Below are 14298 nucleotides of genomic sequence, written 5' to 3' on the forward strand. Positions count from 1 at the left end.
TCAGGATCTTACTGCTTGCGATTATTTGCACAACTCAGCTGGTATTTCCGCCGGGAGTGGCGCCGCTATCTTGGCGCAATTGCCCTGCTGGCCATTATTGCCGTCCTGCAGCTTGTTCCGCCGAAGGTGGTGGGCATTGTGGTCGACGGCGTGACGCAACAACATTACACCGCGGAGAAGGTGTGGATGTGGATCGGCGCGCTGGTGCTGATCGCGGTGATGGTCTACCTGCTGCGCTATGTCTGGCGCGTGCTGCTGTTCGGCGCCTCTTACCAGCTGGCGGTCGAACTGCGGGAAGACTTTTACCGGCAGCTGAGCCGCCAGCATCCGGCGTTCTATTTGCGCCATCGCACCGGGGATCTGATCGCCCGCGCCACCAACGACGTGGACCGGGTGGTGTTTGCCGCCGGTGAAGGGGTGTTAACCCTGGTGGATTCCCTGGTGATGGGCTGTGCGGTGTTGATTGTGATGTCGACGCAGATTAGCTGGCAGCTCACCCTGCTGGCGCTGCTGCCGATGCCGCTGATGGCCCTGGCGATCAAACGCAACGGCGATGCCCTTCACGAACGTTTTCGCGTCGCCCAGGCGGCCTTTTCCAGCCTCAACGATCGCACGCAGGAGAGCCTGACCAGCATCCGCATGATTAAGGCGTTCGGGCTGGAGGATCGCCAGTCGGCGCAGTTTGCCGCCGATGCGGCTGATACCGGAGCGAAAAATATGCGCGTGGCGCGAATTGACGCTCGCTTCGACCCTACCATCTATATCGCCATCGGGGCAGCGAACCTGCTGGCCATCGGCGGCGGCAGCTGGATGGTGATCCACGGCAGCCTGACGCTGGGGCAGCTGACCAGCTTCGTGATGTACCTTGGCCTGATGATCTGGCCGATGCTGGCGCTGGCGTGGATGTTTAACATCGTGGAGCGCGGTAGCGCGGCCTATGGTCGTATCCGCACCCTGCTCGAAGAGGCGCCGGCGGTGGACGACGGGACCGAGACGGTGCCGGCAGGCCGCGGCGTCCTGCAGGTCGCTATCCGCGATTTCATCTATCCGCAGGCGAGCAAACCTTCACTGGAACAGGTTAATTTTACCCTTCAGCCGGGGCAAATGTTGGGCATCTGCGGGCCGACGGGCGCCGGCAAAAGCACCATTCTGGCCCTGCTGCAGCGCCATTTTGACGTCACCAGCGGCGAGATCCGCTTTCACGATCTGCCGCTACCGCGTCTGCAGCTCGACAGCTGGCGCGAACGGCTGGCGGTGGTCAATCAGACGCCGTTTTTATTCTCCGATACCGTCGCCAATAATATCGCGCTGGGAAAACCGGACGCGACGCCGGAACAGATTGAGCGGGTGGCGCGGCTGGCCAGCGTGCATGACGACATTCTGCGTCTGCCCCAGGGGTACGATACCGAAGTGGGCGAGCGCGGCGTGATGCTCTCCGGCGGCCAGAAACAGCGTATCTCTATTGCCCGCGCCCTGCTGCTGGAGGCCGAAATTCTGATCCTGGATGATGCCTTATCGGCGGTGGATGGTCGCACCGAACACCAGATCCTGCATAACCTGCGCCAGTGGGGAGAGGGCCGGACGGTGATCATCAGCGCCCACCGGCTGTCGGCGCTGACCGAGGCCAGTGAAATTCTGGTGCTGCAGCATGGGCATGTCGCCCAGCGCGGCCGCCATGAGGCGCTGGCCGTGCAGCCAGGCTGGTATCGCGACATGTATCGCTATCAGCAGCTGGAGGCCGCGCTCGACGAGGTTCCCCAGGAGCAAGAGGAGGTCCTGGATGCGTAGCTTTACCGAACTCTGGCCGACGCTTAAACGCCTGCTGGCCTATGGTTCACCGTGGCGTAAGCCGCTGGCCATCGCGGTGGCGATGATGTGGATCGCGGCGGCGGCAGAGGTGAGCGGTCCGCTGCTTATCAGTTATTTCATCGACAATATGGTGGCGAAACATACTCTGCCGCTGAAGCTGGTGGCAGGCCTGGCGGCAGCCTATATCGGTCTGCAGCTGCTGGCGGCGTTACTGCACTATAGCCAGTCGCTGCTGTTTAACCGCGCCGCGGTTGGCGTGGTCCAGCAGTTACGCAGCGATGTGATGGATGCCGCCCTGCATCAGCCGCTCAGCGAGTTTGATACTCAGCCGGTCGGGCAGCTTATCTCCCGGGTAACCAACGATACGGAAGTCATTCGCGACCTGTACGTGACGGTAGTGGCGACGGTGCTGCGTAGCGCGGCGCTGATCGGCGCGATGCTGGTGGCGATGTTTAGCCTCGACTGGCGGATGGCGCTGGTGGCGATCGCGATTTTCCCGGCGGTGCTGATCGTGATGATCATTTATCAGCGCTATAGCACGCCGATCGTGCGCCGGGTGCGCGCCTGGCTTGCCGACATCAACGATGGCTTTAACGAAGTGATCAACGGCATGGGGGTCATTCAGCAGTTCCGCCAGCAGGCGCGTTTTGGCGAACGGATGCGTGAGGCCAGCTACGCCCACTACCTGGCGCGGATGCAGACGCTACGCCTCGACGGTTTTCTGCTGCGTCCGCTGCTGAGTCTTTTTTCCTCGCTGGTGCTGTGCGGGCTGCTGATGCTGTTCGGCTTTAGCGCGGCGGGCACGATTGAGGTCGGGGTCCTGTATGCGTTTATCAGCTATCTCGGGCGCCTTAACGAGCCGCTCATTGAGCTGACCACCCAGCAGTCGATGCTGCAGCAGGCGGTGGTCGCCGGCGAACGCGTTTTCGAACTGATGGACCGTCCGCGCCAGGCGTGGGGCGCCGATGACGCGCCGCTGAGCAGCGGTCGGGTGGAAATCGACCATCTCTCCTTCGCCTACCGCGGGGATCGTCTGGTCCTCCAGGATATCACGCTGGATATCCCTTCCCGCAGCTTTGTGGCCCTGGTCGGGCATACCGGCAGCGGGAAGAGTACCCTCGCCAGTCTGATGATGGGCTATTATCCGTTAACCCACGGGGAGATCCGCATCGATGGCCGGCCGCTCGCTTCTCTTAGCCACAGCGCGTTGCGTCGGGGCATCGCGATGGTGCAACAGGATCCGGTGGTGCTGGCGGATACCTTCTACGCCAACGTCGCGCTGGGCCGGGACATCAGCGACACCCAGGTCTGGGAAGCGCTGGAGGCGGTGCAGCTGGCGGCTGTGGCGCGCAGCATGAGCGACGGCCTGTACACCCAACTGGGCGAGCAGGGCAATAATCTCTCCGTCGGACAGAAGCAACTGCTGGCGCTGGCGCGCGTGCTGGTGGACACCCCGCAGGTACTGATTCTGGATGAGGCGACGGCAAACATCGACTCCGGTACCGAGCAGGCGATCCAGCAGGCGCTGGCGAAGGTTCGCCAGCATACCACCCTGGTGGTTATCGCCCATCGGCTGTCGACCATCGTCGAGGCGGATACCATTCTGGTTCTGCATCGTGGTCAGGCCGTCGAGCGGGGCAACCACCAGCAGCTGCTGGCGGCGAAAGGCCGCTACTGGCAGATGTATCAGCTACAGCTGGCTGGTGAAGAGCTGGCGGCCAGCGCCAGAGAAGAGTCGCTCAGCGCCTGATGCACCACCAGCAGGCAGCGAAGGCTGGGCGGCCTGTCGTGGTGCAAAAACGTTACATCAAATGCACCGCTGTGGTGCATTTTTGCCCGTTAAATGCCTTTACGCCGGCTAATGCCTGACCTCTCGCCTGTTTTTTGCCATCAAAGGGCCGCTCAGCGGCCTTTTTTCATTTCTGGCATAGCCCTTGCTTTATATCCATCGTGTTAGCTGCGGCCATTACCGAATACTGACTGGAGGGGACTTATGAAGCTGGTTACCGTGGTAATCAAACCATTCAAACTGGAAGACGTGCGTGAAGCCTTGTCTTCCATCGGCATTCAGGGCCTGACGGTCACTGAAGTCAAAGGATTTGGCCGTCAGAAAGGACATGCGGAGCTCTACCGCGGCGCCGAGTATAGCGTCAACTTTCTGCCAAAAGTGAAGATTGATGTGGCGATCGCCGACGATCAGCTGGATGAAGTTATCGATGTCATCAGCAAAGCGGCTTACACCGGAAAAATTGGCGACGGCAAAATTTTTGTCGCTGAATTGCAGCGCGTCATTCGCATCCGTACCGGCGAAGCTGACGAAGCGGCACTGTAATTTCCAGACCACACAGTGATGGGGAACGAAACAATGAAAATGGCAACAATGAAATCGGGTCTGGGGGCATTAGCCCTTCTTCCGGGGCTGGCGATGGCCGCGCCTGCGGTGGCGGACAAAGCCGATAACGCGTTTATGATGATTTGCACCGCGCTGGTTCTGTTTATGACTATCCCGGGGATTGCGCTGTTTTACGGCGGCCTGATCCGCGGTAAGAACGTTCTTTCCATGCTGACGCAGGTGATTGTCACCTTTGGCCTGGTCTGCGTACTGTGGGTCATTTATGGCTATACCCTGGCCTTTGGCACCGGCGGCAGCTTCTTCGGCAGCTTTGACTGGGTGATGCTGAAAAATATTGAACTGAAAGCGCTGATGGGCACCTTCTATCAGTATATCCACGTCGCCTTCCAGGGCTCGTTCGCCTGCATCACCGTCGGGCTGATCGTCGGGGCGCTGGCTGAACGTATCCGTTTCTCCGCCGTGCTGATTTTCGTGGTGGTGTGGATGACGCTCTCCTACGTGCCGATTGCGCATATGGTCTGGGGCGGCGGTCTGCTGGCGACGCATGGCGCGCTGGATTTCGCCGGCGGCACCGTTGTGCACATCAACGCCGCGGTCGCCGGGCTGGTGGGCGCGTATATGATGGGCAAACGCGTGGGCTTCGGCAAAGAAGCGTTCAAACCGCATAACCTGCCGATGGTGTTCACCGGCACCGCTATCCTCTACGTGGGTTGGTTCGGTTTCAACGCCGGGTCTGCCAGCGCAGCGAATGAAATCGCGGCCCTGGCGTTCGTTAACACCGTCGTGGCGACCGCCGCTGCTATCCTGGCGTGGACCTTTGGCGAATGGGCTCTGCGCGGCAAACCTTCACTGCTGGGCGCCTGCTCCGGGGCAATTGCCGGTCTGGTTGGCGTTACGCCGGCGTGTGGTTATATCGGTGTCGGCGGCGCGCTGATCGTCGGTATCGCCTCTGGCCTGGCGGGTATCTGGGGCGTGACTGCGCTGAAACGCTGGCTGCGTGTGGATGACCCTTGCGACGTCTTCGGCGTTCACGGCGTCTGCGGCATCGTCGGCTGTATTCTGACCGGTATCTTCGCGGCGACTTCTCTGGGCGGCGTCGGTTATGCGGAAGGCGTCACCATGGGCCATCAGCTGCTGGTGCAACTGGAAAGTATCGGCATTACCGTGGTCTGGTCCGGCGTCGTCGCTTTTATCGGCTACAAAGTAGCGGATATGACCGTAGGGCTGCGCGTGCCGGAAGAGCAGGAGCGCGAAGGGCTGGACGTCAACAGCCATGGCGAAAACGCTTACAACGCCTGACAGAAAACCCTTCTCCATGTAGCAAAAAGCCTCCCGTAGGGGAGGCTTTTTTTATGCGTTGCGGTTGCGCATCACCCCTTCCTGCACCGTTGAGGCAACCAGCGTGCCATCCTGGGTGTAGAACTCGCCGCGGACGAAGCCGCGGGCGCTGGAGGCCGAGGTGCTTTCGACGCTGTACAGCAGCCACTCATTGATATTAAACGGCCGATGGAACCACATCGAGTGATCGATAGTGGCGACCTGCATGCCGGGCTCAAGGAAACCAACGCCGTGCGGCTGCAGCGCCACCGGCAGGAAGTTAAAGTCCGAGGCATAGCCCAGCAGATACTGATGAATGCGCAGATCGTCGGGAACGGCGCCGTTGGCGCGCAGCCACACCTGACGCACCGGCTCGGCGATATGGCCTTTCATCGGGTTATGAAACTCCACCGGGCGGATCTCCAGCGGCTTATCGCAGAGGAATTTGTCTTTCACCTGCGGCGGCAGGAGATGCGCCAGCTTGCGGGCAATGTCGGTTTCCGAAGGCAGCCCATCAGGGGAGGGGGCGGCCGGCATCGCTTTCTGATGTTCATAGCCGTGCTCTGGCGCCTGGAAGGAGGCGGTCATATAGAAGATCGGCTTCCCGTTCTGGATGGCGGCGACCCGGCGGGCGCTAAAGCTGTTGCCGTCGCGCAGCACCTCCACATCGTAGACGATCGGTTTTTGACTGTCGCCGGGGCGCAGAAAGTAGCTGTGAAACGAATGCACCAGACGTTCAACGGGCACGGTCTCTTTTGCCGCATACAGCGCCTGGCCCACCACCTGGCCGCCAAAAACCTGGCGCAATCCCAGGTCTTCGCTCTGTCCACGGAACAACCCTTCCTCAATTTTTTCCAAATCTAATAATGCCAGCAGGTTAGAGAGTGCCTGACTCATACTTTTCCTCAGTTAACAATGGCGGCGCCGCGCGCGTAATGTGGCAAAGTATAACCTGGAATCGCAAGTGGTCCGATGGGTGTAATAATCTGAATAACAACCGGTCAACAGGAAGAAATCTGCGATCTGTGCCACACTTATTGACGACACGAAAGTTCCTGCCGGCGAAGCGGCGGAACATCCTCCTGGGTATTAAGGGATGATAAGGAGAACATCATGAAATTTGCCTATATGTTTAGTGCCTTAGCCGTCGCCGCGACGCTGACCGCCTGTGCTAATCACCACTCGAACAATTCTTCGACGCAGGCGGCCGCACCCGACCCTTACGGTATTGCGACGCTGAGCGTGGCGCAGCAGCAGCCGAGCGTCACGGGGACGATTAATATCCGCCAGAGAATCGCTTTGCCGCCGGATGCGGTGCTGACGGTGACCCTGTCGGATGCTTCTCTGGCCGATGCGCCAGCCCGCGTATTGTCGCAAAAAGCGGTGCGTACCGAAGGCAAGCAGGCGCCATTCAACTTTGCACTGCCTTACAACCCGGCAGATATTCAACCGAACGCCCGCATTCTGTTGAGCGCAGCGATTACGGTTAACGGCCAGCTGATGTTCATTACCGATACCGTGCAGACGGTGATCAACCAGGGTGGCACCCATGCCGACCTGACGCTGGTTCCGGTTCAGCAGACCGCCGTGCCTGTCGCACAGTAAGCTCGCTAAGCCCCCGAATGGGGGCTTTTTTTTGGTCTTCAGTAAACCCAGCGATAGCGCTGGAGATCGATATGGCCGCCGCCGGAGACCTGCACCCCTTCGGCCAGCAGCGCCTGACGCTGCCGCTGCAGATCGGGGCCGGTGAGGGAGATATCGCCATGGCGATTGACCACCCGATGCCAGGGCAGAGTGGACCCTTCCGGCAGACGCTTCAGCACACCGCCCACCTGGCGCGCCGCGCGCGGCGAACCGGCCAGCCTGGCGACATCGCCATAGGTCGTGACATACCCTTCCGGTATCGACGCCACAATGTGCCAGACACGTTGGGGAAATGTATCGTGCGGATCCATATTCAGTCCTGTTACCCGAAAAACGCCAGCATAAGCGCTGATCTTCAGGCTGTACAGCCTGCCCGATCAGGCGGGCTGTTCGATGGTGAACGTCAGAGCGAGGCCGAGGATCTGCATGCCATGGACATTGTCGGAAGGTGAACTGGCGATGAGGCTCTCAAGGAATTTTAACCGCTGCGAGGTCGCGTTGATGATCAGCTTCGCGCGCAGGCCCGGCATGGTCAACGACGAGATGGGGTATACCACCCGACCGCTGATGTAGACCGGTAGCTTGCGCAGTTCCACCTGGCGCAGGACGCCGACGGTGGAATAGAGCAGCGCCAGCGGCGTGACCGCCCGCACCGGCGCCTGAGTAATGGTCACGAAGTCGAGCATTTTTTCAGGGCGCAGATAATTCACCCCCTGAAAGGCGATGGTCATCCCTTCAATGGCGGGTAAAGGCAGAGTGATGGTCTGTGGTGATGAGTCAGTCATTCGATTACCGTCGAGACAAGGTGCTGATGATAAAAGGGGACGCAAGATGGCTAAGTATGGTGGATATCCCGACTGTGTGCTGAGCGCGCGCTCGCAATCTCACAGGTTGAGCGTGAGTGACTGGTTTTATTCGCATTATTGCGCAATAAACCAGCAGGCAGTCGGGGCGTGCTTGCAATTCACCAGGTCAGCAGGGATAATGCGCCAGCGCGTTGGGTAACAACGCTCTCAATGGGGGCTCTGTTGGTTCTCCCGCAACGCTACTCTGTTTACCAGGTCAGGTCCGGAAGGAAGCAGCCAGAGCAGACGACGTGTGTGCCGGGATGTAGCTGGCAGGGCCCCCACCCATTTCGGCCTTCGTAATTTTCCCCTTGTATTTGTGCGGTCTTCTCTGCTGGCCAGAATTTATTCCTAATACAGATCACATATTATTTTTAGTTGCTAAAACACCCTCTACTTATTCCATAATATTTACTTGTCATAAATCTGAAATTCTACTGACATATTAATGTCATTTGCGTGTCATAAATAAAGCGCATCTTATTGGTGGGAATTTGTTGCCAGATCCATGCTATAAAATATATCTCTGGATCAGCATGTTAACTTCGTGTATTAATTATGATGATTTTATTGCACGGGAAGCGTAGCTATGACCACAGTGGTTTTGAATGTAAAAATTGACGCTGAGTTAAAAGAGAAGTTGCGTCATTATGCGGAAGTGAATAACGAGAACCTGGGTACGGCAACGGAAAAGCTGCTGCAGCTGGCTTTTCAGCTGGAGGCGTCAGCAGATGAGGCGGGGGTGACGGAAGAGGACATTGACAGCCAGCATACCGAAGAGGAAGCGACGCCATTAACCCCTAAAGAAATCAAAGCATTAAGAAAACTTCTGAAGAAGAAAAAATGAAACAACAATTCTCTACAGCCAGCAACTACAGCGAAGCCTGCGATATGTTGCGCTCAGGATACGTGAAACACGTTCGCCTGAACTGGAATATCGGTAGTGATGAGTTCTTTCGCATTGCCTCCGACTGGTGTGACACCGGCGCTAAAATTAAAAAAGATGAAGATGGCTTTATTATTTCCTTGAAAGGGTTTCCTATTCCGCGCCAGCATTAATGAAATTGCCTTATTTCCGTCACCGGGTTGCCATAACCAGATGGCAGGATACCCAGGCAATTTTATAAAAACATCTCATATACCTCATGGATGACGGACTTTTGACGGGCTGAAGCCAGCCCGTCGATATTTTCTTATATTATTTTCCGCAAACGCGTACTTTCCCGCTGTTCTGCAAGGCTGTGCCACAATGGTTGTAGCGTGGAGAAGGCCTGGCGCAATGCTTCATCCGGCAGCGTAAACGGCAGACGTAAATAGCGATCGAACGCGCCCTCCAGACCAAACCGCGTGCCGGTGCCGATATGGATCCCCTGGCTTTCCGCACGTGCAGAGAACAAAGTGGCTAGCATGTCAGGGAGTTCCACCCAAAAAGAGAGCCCGCCTTCCGGTGGCGTAAAGCGCCAGCGGGGAAAATACTCTTTCATCAGCTCTTCGCACATGTCCCGGCGCGCCTTCAGCATCTCCCGTCGCGGCGGCAGCAGCGTGGCGGCGTTTGCCAGCAGCCAGCTGCAGGCCAGCTGCTCCAGCAGCGGCGTACCCAAGTCCAGAGAGTCGCGGGCCTGAATAAGCGAGGCGATTGTTCGCGTGCTGGCGCGGATCCAGCCGATGCGCAGTCCCCCCCAGAAACTTTTCCCGGCCGAACCGATGGTGATCACCGCGGCGTCGGGATTAAAGCAGGCCAGCGGCGGCGGGGGCGGGGCGTTATACCAGAGGTCGACCATGGTCTCATCGATCACCAGCGTTGTTCGCGTCCTGGCCGCGATGTCCGCGACCCGCTGGCGGGTGAGGGCATCCATACAGCGCCCGGTGGGGTTGTGAAAATCCGGCATCAGCCATGCCAGACGCGGCGCGGTCTGCGCAATGATCGCCGCGAATCCATCGCAGTCCCACCCCTGCTGTGGGAGTGCGACCCCAATGGGCCGGCAGGAGGCGCCCTGAATGGCGCTGATGGCCATTGGATAGGTCGGGGCATCAATGACCACCCGGTCACCGGGGCCGGTGAACAGACGCAGGATCAGCGCGAAGGCGCTGAGCGCGCCGTTGACCACCATCACTTCATCGGGCCGCGTCGGCAGGCCACGTTCGCTGTAGCGCCGGGCAATCGCTTCCCGTAGCACCGGGAGCCCCTGCTGATCGTAACCGGTCTGGGCGAGATAGGGCGGCAACAGGGTCATGGCATGCTGGAAGGCCTGATGGACCTCCGGACCGGCGCTGAGGGCGGCGGTAGAGAGATTGATCGTCGAGGGAGTCGCAGAGGGCGGCGGCAGGTCGGCAGGGCGTTCCGGCAAAACAATGCGCGACCCGCTCCCCTGGCGGCTTTGGATAAATCCCTCCTCCCGCAGCTGGCCGAGGGCGCTGGCGATGGTCGTCCGGCTGACGTTGAGGGCCGCCGCCAGCTCGCGCTCGCCGGGCAGGCGCGTCTGTAGCGTCAGACGGCCATCGAGGATCAGCAGGCGGAGCGCTTCCGCCAGCTGGCGCCATAGCGGTGTGCGAGAACTGGACTCCTGCCAGTTGCCGAGCAGGCGTACCAGGGACTGTGTTCCAAAGCGTCGGGCTGACATAGCGATCCACTTTTCCAAAACTGGCCATTAATTATCAGTCCATTTTTGCTGATGATGAGGGCATTCGCAATGATGTTGAGGAAAAAATATGCTTCGTCGGCTGCTGCAGTTATATATCGGTCTGGTGCTCTACGGCGTGTCCACGGCGCTCTTCGTGCATGCTAATCTCGGCGCCGATCCGTGGGACGTCTTTCATCTTGGAGTGGCTAAACAGCTGGGGATCAGTTTCGGGACTGTGATTATTCTGACCGGCGCCGCGGTGCTGCTGCTATGGATCCCGATCCGGCAGATGCCGGGGCTCGGCACGGTGAGCAATGTGATCGTGCTGGGGCTGGCGGCGGACGCCACGCTGGCCGTCCTGCCGCCGCTGGAATCGCTGGTGGCGCGCAGTGCGCTGCTGGTGGTGGCGATTGTGCTGAACGCTATCGCCACCGGGATGTACATTGGCGCGGGGTTTGGCCCGGGTCCGCGCGATGGCCTGATGACCGGCCTGCACGCTCGCACCGGCTGGTCATTGCGCGGTATCCGGACGGCGATCGAGCTTTCCGTGCTGCTGATTGGCTGTCTGCTGGGGGGCAAGTTTGGCGTCGGAACCGTCATTTACGCGCTGTCGATTGGACCGCTTATCCAGCTGTGCCTGCCGTGGTTCAGTCAGCCCGTCAACCGCAACGCGGTCAGCCCTCCCCGGGAAATAGTCTCCTGAATTAACCCATCGCCCTCTTCATCACGGAGAGGGCCTTTCATCGCTTACAGGCCGCTCAGGCCATGAAGCATCATGTAGATCCCCACCACAATAATCAGTAAGCCTGAAAACCAGGGAGCCTTGCGCGAGAGGTCGTTAAGCCACGGCCAGCGGCGGGCGGCATGTTTAAGGCTCAGGGCGGCGATAGCCCCTGAAGCCACCAGCGTCAGCGCCAGACCGACGCTAAAGCCCAGCACCAGCGTGGCGCCCAGCGAGAATTTCTTCAGCTGTAAACAGATAAGCAGCACGGTAATGGACGCCGGGCAGGGGATCAGCCCGCCGGTCAGGCCAAACAGCACGATCTGCCCGGTCGTCACCTGACGGCCATCAAAGCGCCGGTTAATCTCCTGAGCATGGGCCCGCTGATGCGCATCCTGCCACTCTTCCGCCACCAGCGGCGCGGCGGATGAGGACGCATGGTGATGGTCATGGTGGTGATCATGTTCGTGGTGATGATCATGTTCGTGGTGGTGATCATGGTGCGTGTGGGGCTGCGATTCGCGCCAGGTGCGCCAGAGCATCCAGCAGGCAATCAGCACAATGACAATCCCTGAGACCAGCTGAAACCAGGGTTCAGAGGTTTGGGCGTTCCAGCCGCGGCCAAACCACAGACCGGCCATGGCGATCAGCCAGACCACCGCCGTATGCGAAACCGTGGCCGCCAGCCCCAGCAGTACCGCCTGTTTTAAGGTTCCTCGCACCGCCACGATAAAGGCGGCCATCATTGTTTTTGAGTGCCCGGGTTCGAGGCCGTGCAGCGCGCCGAGCAGTATTGCGCTGGGAATAAACAGCCAGGCATTGCCCTGCTGCAAAAGGGAAGTGAAATCGTTCATATCGGGATCCTTGCCAAAAGTGCGTTTATCCTACTCCCCCCCAGTAGTAAAATACTACCCCCCAGTAGATAAAGCGGCTAATAAAAAGGATCATGGTATGCTGGCAGGCGTTGCTGACCACGCAGGTCGGTAATCCCGGACAGAAAAAAACGGTGGATCGCGTAATGTCACACACAGTGAGAGACAAAAAGAAGTTACTGACCCGGCTGAAGAAAATTCAGGGGCAGAGTACCGCATTAGAGAAAATGCTTAATCGCGAGCATGAGTGCGCTGAGGTGCTACAGCAGCTGGCGGCGATCCGCGGCGCGGTCAATGGCATGATGCTGCAGGTTATCCAGGGACATCTCACCGACCATGTGGTGAAAGAGCCAGACGAGACGCAGCGTGAGGCGGATCTGGAGACGGTGATGCAGGTGATTAAATCCTATCTGAAGTAGCCTCCGGCAGAGGGCGGCGAAGAGGCCGCGCCCGCTGACCTTCTGCGCAGGCCGCCTGCCGCTTAATGCGCATGGAGGTTCTCTTCCGCCCACAGAATAAACGACTCTTTTGGCAGCGCTTTGCTGTACAGCCAGCCCTGGGCGTACTGAACGCCATGCTGTCTCAGCCAATCGCGCTGGCTTACGGTTTCCACCCCTTCGGCGACGGTGGCCAAATTGAGCGCCTTGGCCATTTCAATAATGTGCGGCGTCAGCGGCCGGTACTCGAGGGTATCGACAAAGGATTTATCGATTTTCAGCGTGTCGACGTCCAGCTTCTGCAGATAGCTCAGGCTGGAGTAGCCGGTACCGAAATCGTCAATCGAAATGCGGTGCCCGGCCTCGCGGTAGTGTGCGATCACCGGCATGGTGGTCTCCGGGTCAACAAACCCGCGCTCGGTGATCTCAAGGATAATCTGTTCCGCGGCGATCCCCCAGTGCTGCAGCTGATCGTGTAATAGCTTGGGTAGGGTGGGAGAGCGTAAGTCATCCACCGACAGGTTGATGGAGATATGCACTTCCGGCCGCTGCCTCAGCCAGGGACCCAGGTCGGCAAAAATTTTCCTGACGATATCTTCCGTCAGCTGGGTGATCAGTCCGGTTTGCTCGGCCAGGGGAATGAAGATATCCGGCGATAAAAAGGTGCCGTCGGGTTGCTGCCAGCGCGCCAGCGCTTCGGCCCCGGCGATTTTTCCGTCCTGCAATGAAATAATCGGCTGATAGTGAACCTGAATCGCCTGGGAATTGAGGGCGTCCAGCATACTGTTGCGCGGTGAACGCAGGTGTCTCAGCAGGCGCAGCAGCAGCCAGGTGGCAAGCAGGCTGGTGAAGATGCCGACAGGGAGCCAGAAGATCAGCTGCTGGCGAATACGCTGCTGTAGCGGCAGCGTGGATGACCAGGTCACAATGCCGGATCCCAGCTCGGGAATGCGCTGGATCCGGTAGACCGTATTATCCAGGGTCAGCATATTCAGGTGCGGATCTTTAATCCGTTGCCAGACCTTCGCCGGCAGCGGCTGGCTGCTGATCACCATTTTCAGATGGTCCAAACCAAACAGCATGGTATGGATCTTCTCCTCGCTGGCGGGCACCACATCAATGAAGGAGATGGGATCGATCATTACCATATGCTGCCGGCTGGCCATGGCCGTCATCTGGTGATTAAGGCCAAGATCGTTAATCGAGGTCAGCCAGGTGCGATAGCCGTCGGGGGCAATGTGGTCCGGTGGCGGGAAGGTCACCGCAACGCTATGGTCTTCCAGGGAGGAGCATTGCGGTACGGAATCTTCCAGCCAGAGCACTTCCTGCACGTAGCGATGGGTATAGGCGATCCGGCGGAGGGCGAGCAGATGCTCCGGGCTACAGGAAGCGGCAGAGTGTGAGTCGGCCTCCCGCAGTGCTTCCCGGGCCTGATCGGCGACCTGCAGCGTGCGGACGACAATACGGTTGGAATAATCATCCAGCTCACGATAGAACTGCATTTTGGCCTGCCGCGCCGCCTGCCAGATGCTGAGCGAGATAGGCAGGATGATGGCCAGTATCAGCACTCCTGTAAACAGCGCCATCAGATGCCGGGTCCTCATGCCTGTATCCTTATCGTTCGCCGGGTGTCATCAGTATATGCGAAAGATAAACCGGGCGCAGCGGGAGAAATCGTG

The 14298-nt window shown here is 59.0% G+C and carries 15 protein-coding genes and 1 other RNA gene; 10 read left to right on the forward strand and 6 right to left on the reverse strand.

What is annotated here, in order from left to right; all coding sequences use genetic code 11:
• Positions 1–15 precede the first annotated feature (15 nt).
• The 4 genes from GQR96_RS05560 (at position 16) to amtB (ending at position 5461) form a co-directional block, all read left to right on the forward strand.
• Positions 16–1788 (forward strand): SmdA family multidrug ABC transporter permease/ATP-binding protein, encoded by a 1773-nt coding sequence (locus GQR96_RS05560; RefSeq protein ID WP_017898906.1) that lies wholly within the window; start codon positions 16–18, stop codon positions 1786–1788.
• Positions 1781–3559: a SmdB family multidrug efflux ABC transporter permease/ATP-binding protein gene (locus GQR96_RS05565; RefSeq protein ID WP_069734250.1), complete on the forward strand. Its 1779-nt coding sequence runs from the start codon at positions 1781–1783 to the stop codon at positions 3557–3559. Before GQR96_RS05560 ends, GQR96_RS05565 begins: the two co-directional genes overlap by 8 nt.
• 243 nt (positions 3560–3802) lie before the next feature.
• Positions 3803–4141 carry a P-II family nitrogen regulator gene (glnK, locus tag GQR96_RS05570; RefSeq protein WP_002891893.1) on the forward strand — a complete coding sequence of 113 codons (339 nt, stop codon included), beginning with the start codon at positions 3803–3805 and terminating at the stop codon, positions 4139–4141.
• A 33-nt stretch (positions 4142–4174) separates the two neighbouring features.
• Positions 4175–5461 carry an ammonium transporter AmtB gene (gene amtB, locus GQR96_RS05575; RefSeq protein ID WP_004204781.1) on the forward strand — a complete coding sequence of 429 codons (1287 nt, stop codon included), beginning with the start codon at positions 4175–4177 and terminating at the stop codon, positions 5459–5461.
• 51 nt (positions 5462–5512) lie between these two features.
• Here the strand turns inward: amtB and tesB are convergent, their stop codons facing one another.
• Positions 5513–6376 carry an acyl-CoA thioesterase II gene (gene tesB, locus GQR96_RS05580; protein ID WP_004204779.1) on the reverse strand — a complete coding sequence of 288 codons (864 nt, stop codon included), beginning with the start codon at positions 6374–6376 and terminating at the stop codon, positions 5513–5515.
• A 216-nt stretch (positions 6377–6592) separates the two neighbouring features.
• Here tesB and GQR96_RS05585 point away from each other — a divergent pair, with 216 nt between their 5' ends.
• Positions 6593–7084: a YbaY family lipoprotein gene (locus GQR96_RS05585; protein ID WP_002891903.1), complete on the forward strand. Its 492-nt coding sequence runs from the start codon at positions 6593–6595 to the stop codon at positions 7082–7084.
• A 38-nt stretch (positions 7085–7122) separates the two neighbouring features.
• On the opposite strand, the gene GQR96_RS05590 is transcribed toward GQR96_RS05585, so the two are convergent.
• Positions 7123–7434, reverse strand: coding sequence for an MGMT family protein (locus GQR96_RS05590; RefSeq protein ID WP_004204778.1), 312 nt, complete (start codon positions 7432–7434; stop codon positions 7123–7125).
• A gap of 66 nt (positions 7435–7500) precedes the next feature.
• Entirely contained in the window at positions 7501–7908 is a 408-nt protein-coding gene (locus tag GQR96_RS05595; protein ID WP_049003068.1) for a hypothetical protein, read from the reverse strand.
• 241 nt (positions 7909–8149) lie between these two features.
• Between GQR96_RS05595 and ffs the strand changes: the two genes are divergently transcribed.
• From ffs to GQR96_RS05610, 3 genes are all read left to right on the forward strand, one after another.
• Positions 8150–8246, forward strand: an RNA gene (ffs, locus tag GQR96_RS05600) — signal recognition particle sRNA small type.
• A gap of 311 nt (positions 8247–8557) precedes the next feature.
• Positions 8558–8815 carry a hypothetical protein gene (locus GQR96_RS05605; RefSeq protein ID WP_004204776.1) on the forward strand — a complete coding sequence of 86 codons (258 nt, stop codon included), beginning with the start codon at positions 8558–8560 and terminating at the stop codon, positions 8813–8815.
• A complete protein-coding gene (locus GQR96_RS05610) occupies positions 8812–9027 on the forward strand; it encodes a hypothetical protein (RefSeq protein ID WP_004142688.1) in 216 nt (71 codons plus the stop codon). The genes GQR96_RS05605 and GQR96_RS05610 overlap by 4 nt, the downstream gene beginning before the upstream one ends.
• A gap of 134 nt (positions 9028–9161) precedes the next feature.
• Here GQR96_RS05610 and GQR96_RS05615 read toward each other — a convergent pair whose 3' ends face one another.
• Positions 9162–10589: a MocR-like transcription factor YczR gene (locus GQR96_RS05615; protein ID WP_017898904.1), complete on the reverse strand. Its 1428-nt coding sequence runs from the start codon at positions 10587–10589 to the stop codon at positions 9162–9164.
• Positions 10590–10677: 88 nt separating this feature from the next.
• Between GQR96_RS05615 and GQR96_RS05620 the strand changes: the two genes are divergently transcribed.
• Positions 10678–11292, forward strand: coding sequence for a membrane protein YczE (locus tag GQR96_RS05620; RefSeq protein ID WP_017898903.1), 615 nt, complete (start codon positions 10678–10680; stop codon positions 11290–11292).
• Positions 11293–11336: 44 nt separating this feature from the next.
• On the opposite strand, the gene GQR96_RS05625 is transcribed toward GQR96_RS05620, so the two are convergent.
• Positions 11337–12164 carry a nickel/cobalt efflux protein RcnA gene (locus tag GQR96_RS05625; protein ID WP_048294259.1) on the reverse strand — a complete coding sequence of 276 codons (828 nt, stop codon included), beginning with the start codon at positions 12162–12164 and terminating at the stop codon, positions 11337–11339.
• 164 nt (positions 12165–12328) lie between these two features.
• Between GQR96_RS05625 and GQR96_RS05630 the strand changes: the two genes are divergently transcribed.
• A complete protein-coding gene (locus GQR96_RS05630) occupies positions 12329–12601 on the forward strand; it encodes a metal-sensing transcriptional repressor (RefSeq protein WP_004204767.1) in 273 nt (90 codons plus the stop codon).
• A gap of 62 nt (positions 12602–12663) precedes the next feature.
• Here GQR96_RS05630 and GQR96_RS05635 read toward each other — a convergent pair whose 3' ends face one another.
• Entirely contained in the window at positions 12664–14223 is a 1560-nt protein-coding gene (locus GQR96_RS05635; RefSeq protein WP_004204766.1) for an EAL domain-containing protein, read from the reverse strand.
• Between the last annotated feature and the right edge of the window lie 75 nt (positions 14224–14298).

The organism is Klebsiella sp. PCX (assembly GCF_021869705.1).
Lineage (GTDB): Bacteria > Pseudomonadota > Gammaproteobacteria > Enterobacterales > Enterobacteriaceae > Klebsiella > Klebsiella quasipneumoniae.

Excerpts from the sequence above, each read along its gene's own strand:
- GQR96_RS05565 (WP_069734250.1), top strand. The coding sequence starts at position 1,781 with ATGCGTAGCTTTACCGAACTCTGGCCGACGCTTAAACGCCTGCTGGCC.
- glnK (WP_002891893.1), top strand. The coding sequence starts at position 3,803 with ATGAAGCTGGTTACCGTGGTAATCAAACCATTCAAACTGGAAGACGTG.
- amtB (WP_004204781.1), top strand. The coding sequence starts at position 4,175 with ATGAAAATGGCAACAATGAAATCGGGTCTGGGGGCATTAGCCCTTCTT.
- tesB (WP_004204779.1), bottom strand. The coding sequence starts at position 6,376 with ATGAGTCAGGCACTCTCTAACCTGCTGGCATTATTAGATTTGGAAAAA.
- GQR96_RS05585 (WP_002891903.1), top strand. The coding sequence starts at position 6,593 with ATGAAATTTGCCTATATGTTTAGTGCCTTAGCCGTCGCCGCGACGCTG.
- GQR96_RS05590 (WP_004204778.1), bottom strand. The coding sequence starts at position 7,434 with ATGGATCCGCACGATACATTTCCCCAACGTGTCTGGCACATTGTGGCG.
- GQR96_RS05595 (WP_049003068.1), bottom strand. The coding sequence starts at position 7,908 with ATGACTGACTCATCACCACAGACCATCACTCTGCCTTTACCCGCCATT.
- GQR96_RS05605 (WP_004204776.1), top strand. The coding sequence starts at position 8,558 with ATGACCACAGTGGTTTTGAATGTAAAAATTGACGCTGAGTTAAAAGAG.
- GQR96_RS05610 (WP_004142688.1), top strand. The coding sequence starts at position 8,812 with ATGAAACAACAATTCTCTACAGCCAGCAACTACAGCGAAGCCTGCGAT.
- GQR96_RS05615 (WP_017898904.1), bottom strand. The coding sequence starts at position 10,589 with ATGTCAGCCCGACGCTTTGGAACACAGTCCCTGGTACGCCTGCTCGGC.
- GQR96_RS05620 (WP_017898903.1), top strand. The coding sequence starts at position 10,678 with ATGCTTCGTCGGCTGCTGCAGTTATATATCGGTCTGGTGCTCTACGGC.
- GQR96_RS05625 (WP_048294259.1), bottom strand. The coding sequence starts at position 12,164 with ATGAACGATTTCACTTCCCTTTTGCAGCAGGGCAATGCCTGGCTGTTT.
- GQR96_RS05630 (WP_004204767.1), top strand. The coding sequence starts at position 12,329 with ATGTCACACACAGTGAGAGACAAAAAGAAGTTACTGACCCGGCTGAAG.
- GQR96_RS05635 (WP_004204766.1), bottom strand. The coding sequence starts at position 14,223 with ATGAGGACCCGGCATCTGATGGCGCTGTTTACAGGAGTGCTGATACTG.